Source organism: Mesorhizobium sp. M1E.F.Ca.ET.063.01.1.1 (assembly GCF_003998155.1).
In the GTDB taxonomy this organism is placed as follows: domain Bacteria; phylum Pseudomonadota; class Alphaproteobacteria; order Rhizobiales; family Rhizobiaceae; genus Mesorhizobium.
The window spans coordinates 5,037-6,137 of record NZ_RZSC01000338.1; the positions used below are offsets into that span (position 1 = coordinate 5,037).

Consider the following 1,101-nt stretch of genomic DNA (forward strand, 5'->3'; position numbering starts at 1 on the left):
GTGCGCGGCTGCCCGCTCAACAATCTGGCGCACGAACTGTCGCTCGCCGACGCCGATTTCCGAACGGCCCTTGCGGGGATTTTTGCCGGCTGGCGACGGGCGATCGCCGACAAAGCGCGGGCCGATCAGCAAGCCGGCGGGGAGGACGGCACCGATCCCGACCGCTTCGCGGTACTTGCGGTAGCGGTTTATTCCGGCGCCATGTCGATGGCCAAGACCGCGCAGGATGCGGGTGTGCTGCGGGAATGTTTGAAGGGGTTGGAAGGCCTCCAGCCATCGCTAGGCCGACTGACAGGGAAGCGACGCCGTAGGATGTTGCTGCGATAGACGATTCAGGAACGTTAGCAGGACAGAGGGGGGTGTGAAGGATCGCCTTCGCTTGAGACCTAAAGAAAGCCGGCACTACTCCTTCAGCGGCTTGATCGTCTCGAACCCCACCTCGCTTTGCGCGCTTGTGCCCTCGTCATAGCGCCGCGCCAGCACCGCCTGAAGGTCCGGCGAATAGAGCGCGGTGAATGTGTCGATTACCGCGCCGGTATCGCCGGTAAGCGTCTCGCTCACCGCCAGGACGTTGTATTTGCAGTCACCGAGCTTGTAGGTCTCCTTGCCCCTGACGGCCAAAGCCAGCGTTTCGGTGCCCTTGGGTGCCTTCTTCGCCGACAGCCGCACGAACTCCGTCTTGCTCCTGGCGCCGGCCTTCAGCGGAAACAGTTTCTTGATGTCGCCGAGCGGGATCATCGACAATCGGCCCGTTTCGCTGTCGCGGAAGACCTCGATCAGCCCGGCATAGAGATATTGCGTCTGCGGCGATTGCGACTGGTAGTTGTTGGCGACAGCGACCATGCCGCCCGGCGCCGGCCGGAACTCGCTGCGGATGCCGGACTTCTCCAGCACGAAGCCGGCCTTGGCGGACTTGGCGTCGACGCAGTCGGCAGCCTCGGCGGTGCCGGCGAGGGTCAGCATGGCGAGCGCCATACCGGTCGTCATGGGTTTCATGCCGTCCTCCAGGATGCGTTCTGGAAGGAATGACAGACCCTCGCCGCGCTGTCGACCCAAGCGCCCTTCACGATTCAACCAAGGCTTGAAAAGTCCATGGACCGC

The 1,101-nt window shown here is 63.5% G+C and carries 2 protein-coding genes; one reads left to right on the forward strand and one right to left on the reverse strand.

Features of this window, described 5'->3' with window-relative positions:
• A partial coding sequence (locus EOA29_RS43115; protein WP_245468505.1) for a TetR family transcriptional regulator C-terminal domain-containing protein occupies positions 1 to 327 on the forward strand: 327 nt, incomplete at its 5' end.
• Between the two features lie 75 nt (positions 328 to 402).
• Here the strand turns inward: EOA29_RS43115 and EOA29_RS21715 are convergent.
• The gene (locus EOA29_RS21715) at positions 403 to 996 is read right to left on the reverse strand and encodes a hypothetical protein (protein ID WP_126094458.1); all 594 of its coding nucleotides are present in this window, start codon (positions 994 to 996) and stop codon (positions 403 to 405) included.
• Between the last annotated feature and the right edge of the window lie 105 nt (positions 997 to 1,101).